Origin of the sequence: Promicromonospora kroppenstedtii DSM 19349, from assembly GCF_000515355.1 — a bacterium.
Taxonomy (GTDB): domain Bacteria; phylum Actinomycetota; class Actinomycetes; order Actinomycetales; family Cellulomonadaceae; genus Promicromonospora; species Promicromonospora kroppenstedtii.
The window spans coordinates 15,648-19,702 of sequence record NZ_KI911609.1; the positions used below are offsets into that span (position 1 = coordinate 15,648).

General features: G+C 73.7%; 3 protein-coding genes. All 3 read left to right on the forward strand.

Annotated features, from left to right (window positions below; genetic code table 11):
- Nucleotides 1–1,056: GNAT family N-acetyltransferase (locus PROKR_RS31330; RefSeq protein ID WP_084800233.1), on the forward strand; the 1,056-nt coding region annotated here is incomplete at its 5' end.
- 9 nt (nucleotides 1,057–1,065) lie between these two features.
- Nucleotides 1,066–1,845, forward strand: a complete 780-nt coding sequence (ddaH, locus tag PROKR_RS03875; RefSeq protein WP_036959688.1) for a dimethylargininase — start codon at nucleotides 1,066–1,068, stop codon at nucleotides 1,843–1,845.
- A 112-nt stretch (nucleotides 1,846–1,957) separates the two neighbouring features.
- The gene (locus PROKR_RS03880; protein ID WP_245605688.1) at nucleotides 1,958–3,898 is read left to right on the forward strand and encodes an ABC transporter ATP-binding protein; all 1,941 of its coding nucleotides are present in this window, start codon (nucleotides 1,958–1,960) and stop codon (nucleotides 3,896–3,898) included.
- Nucleotides 3,899–4,055: the final 157 nt, after the last annotated feature.

Consider the following 4,055-nt stretch of genomic DNA (forward strand, 5'->3'; position numbering starts at 1 on the left):
GGGCCGGACGGGCGGCGGCTGCGGATCGACGTGGCGGCCGAGGCGAGCTCGGCGCTCGCCGAGGTGGCCGCCGCGCCGCCCGGATCTGCGTCGTCCGACGGATCTGCGTCGTCCGAACCGACCTGGGGCGACCTGCACGTCCCGGCTCCGCTCCTGCCGGTGCCCGACCTGGTGGCGCCCGCCGTACCCGGACGTCCGCTCGGTGTGCGGCCCGCTCCTGTCTCGGGGAACAACGAGTCGGTGCGCTGCACGGGCGGCTCGCCGGGAGTGGCGCTCACGGCCTATCGCGCCTCGGTGGCCCGGTACGTCTGGGACCTGTCGGACCGCACGAAGAGCCGGTGGGGCGTGCCGTTCGGTGCCGACGGCCGGCCGGGCCGAGTGCACTTCGACGACCAGCACGCCACGTGGGCCGACGCCCGGACCACCGCCGTCGTCACGGACTGGGAGCGCCTGCGCCCGGCCGACACCAGCCTGCGCCTGCTGAACGGCGCCCGCGGCGCCGAGGTGTGGCGCCGCGACTTCGGGGACCACGGCGTCGTCACGGCCCACGTGCTGGACCCGGACGCCGACGCCGACCTGCTGCACGGCTGGTTCACGCGGCCACGCGCCGCGTTCTGGGGGATGGGGGAGCACACCCGCGACGAGGTGCGCGACACCTACGCCTTCGTGGACTCCCTGGAGACCCACCACGCCTACCTCGTGCGCTGGGACGACGAGCCCGTGGTGCTCGTGCAGGCCTACCACCCGGAGCACGACCCGATCGGCACCGCCTACGACGTGCGCCCGGGCGACCTCGGGCTGCACTTCTTCCTCGGCAGCCGCGGCCCGGTCGCACGGCATGGCGCGCCAGAGGACCCGTGGACCGTGCTCGGGCCGGCCATGCGCGAGTTCCTCTTCGCGGGGCCGGGCACCCGCCGCCTGGTGGGGGAGCCGGACGCGCACAACGAGAAGGCGCTGCGCCGCATGCAGGTCATGGGCTTCACCGCGGGCGAGGTGGTCTCGTTCGAGTCGCCGCAGGGGCCCAAGGTCGCGCGGATGGCGTACCTGGAGCGATAGCGTCGCGGGATGATCACCACAGAGCCCGCGCACCGCACCCTGCTCGTCCGCCCGCCGTCGCCCGCACTGGCCGACGGCGAGCTGACGCACCTCGAGCGCGTCCCCGTCGACGCGGCCCTTGCCGCGGCGCAGTGGGCGCGGTACGTGGACGTGTTCCGCGACCTGGGCTGGGCGGTGCGCGAGCTTCCCGCCGCCGACCAGCACCCCGACGGGGTGTTCGTGGAGGACACCGTGGTGGTCTTCGACGACCTGGCGGTCCTGACCCGGCCCGGGGCGCTGTCCCGGCGCGGCGAGATCGAGTCCATGCGGCCCGTGGCCGCGGCGACCGGCCGCGAGGTCGCCGAGATCACCGAGCCGGGCACCCTGGAGGGCGGTGACATCCTCAAGGTCGGCCGCACGGTCTACGTGGGCCGGACGCTGCGCACCGACGCCGACGGCGCGGCCCAGCTGCGGGCGCTGCTCGAGCCGCGCGGCTGGACCGTGGTCGAGGTGCCGGTCACGAAGGCGCTGCACCTGAAGACGGCCGTCACCGCGCTGCCGGACGGCACCGTGATCGGGTATCCACCGCTGGTCGACGACCCGTCGGTGTTCGAGACCTTCCTGGCGGTGCCCGAGGCCGAGGGCACCGCCGTCGTCGTGCTGGACCGGGACACCGTCCTGCTGTCCGAGGGGGCGCCCGGGACCGCCGCGCTGCTGCGCGAGCGGGGGCTCACCGTGCGCACCACGCCCGTGAGCGAGTTCGAGAAGCTCGAGGGCTGCGTGACCTGCCTGTCCGTGCGCGTGCGCTGAATCCGGGCCCGAGGCGCGCCCTGCCATCGGCGCGGGGTGTTGTGGCGCAGGTCACAAGACGAAAGGTGCTTACCGAAACTAACAACTTGCGCCCGGCGGGATAATGGTCGCGATGCCTCCCACAGACGAACGCTCGAATCGATCCGATCCTTCTTCTGACCCCAGTAGCCCGCCCGGCGCGGAGCGCAGCACCTTCGCGTCGATCCGCCGCCTCCACCCCTACGTCCGGCCCGCACTGCCGCGCCTGGTCGGGGGACTGGCGGCCTCCCTCGGCGCCAGCCTCATGGCGCTCGCCATCCCGCGCGTGCTGCAGTGGGTCACCGACGGTCCGCTGACCGCCGGTGCCCGCGAGCACGACTGGTCGGGGCTGATCTGGTCCGTCGTCCTCGTCGCCGCGCTCGGCGTGGGCGAGGCCGGGCTGATCCTCCTGCGCCGCACGCTCGTCATGTTCCCCGGCACCCGCGTCGAGGCCGTGATGCGCATGGCGCTGTTCAAGCACCTGCAGGACCTCCCGGTCGCGTTCCACGACCGCTGGCCCGGCGGGCAGCTGCTCAGCCGCATCATGGGTGACCTCGGCCTGCTGCGCCGCTGGCTCGTGTTCGGCATCCTGCAGCTCGTGGTCAGCTTCGTGACCATCGTCGTGGGTGTCGGCCTGCTGGTGGCCACCGGCGGCTGGCTCGGGATCATCTTCCTGTGCGGCGCGATCCCGGTGACCATCCTGGCGTTCCGGTTCTCCCGCAAGTACCGCAAGATCTCGCGGCTCTCCCAGGACCAGTCGGGCGACCTGGCCACCACCGTCGAGGAGTCCGTGCACGGCATCCGCGTGCTCAAGGCCTTCGGCCGCGGCCCCGACGCCCTGGACTCGTTCACCGACCAGGCCTCCGAGCTGCGCGAGACCGAGATCCGCAAGGCCACCACCGACGCCGGCCTGACCACCGCCCTGCGCGTGATCCCCGAGGTCACGCAGGGCGTCGCGCTCGTGGTCGGCGTCTACCTGGTGGCGCAGGGCGACATGACGCTCGGTGCGCTGGTCGCGTTCTTCACCACCACCGCGGTGATCAACGGCCCGGTCGTCGACCTCGGCATGACCCTGTCGATGACGCTCAACGCGCGCACCGCCGTCGACCGGTTCTTCGAGGTGATCGAGACGGTCAACCCCCTGACCGACCCGGCGCGTCCCGCGGACCTGCCGCCCGCCACGGGCGATACCGGCGGGCACGTCGCCTTCCGCAACGTCACCTTCCGCTACGACGACGCGGCCCGCCCCGTGCTCGACCAGGTCGACCTGGAGCTGCCGCCCGGCACCACCACCGCCCTGGTCGGCCTGACGGGTTCCGGCAAGTCGACCCTCGCGATGCTCGCTCCCCGGCTCTTCGACGTCACGGCGGGCGTCGTCGAGGTCGACGGCGTCGACGTGCGCGACATGACGCGCGCCCAGGTGCGCGAACGCGTCGCCGTCGCCTTCGAGGACCCGACGCTGTTCTCCGCCTCCGTGCGGGACAACGTGCTGCTCGGCGTGCGCGACGACCTGCCCGAGGCCGAGCGCGAGGCGCTCATGACCCAGGCGCTGGAGGTCGCCCAGGCCCAGTTCGTGCTGGACCTGCCCGACGGCGTCGGCACGCGGATCGGCGAGGAGGGAATGTCGCTGTCCGGCGGCCAGCGACAGCGGCTCGCGCTGGCCCGCGCCATCGCCGCCCGGCCGCGGGTGCTCGTGCTCGACGACCCGCTGTCCGCCCTCGACGTCACCACCGAGGAGGCCGTCACCGCCCGCCTGCGGGACGTGCTCCAGGCCACCACCAGCCTGATCATCGCGCACCGGCCCTCCACGGTGGCCCTGGCCGACCGGGTGGCCGTGCTGCAGGGCGGGCGCATCACCGCCGTCGGCACGCACCACGACCTGCTCGCCACGGACCCGCACTACCGGTACATCATCTCCAGCCTCGAACAGGACTACGAGGCGCACGAGGGCGAGAGCCCGTCGCCGGACCCCTCCGATCCCAGGAGTGCCGGGCCCCGGCACGCCGAGCCCACGAGCCAGGAGGCGCTGTCATGACCGCGACCACGGATCACACCACCGCGGCGTCCGGCCGCCGCCGGCCCACCGACGCCGCCACGGACGACGAGACGCGCCTCGGCAAGGAGGCGTCGCGCGCCGTCCGCTCCCGGTCCATGCGCCTGCTGGGCGACCTGCTGCGCCCGCACAAGCGGGC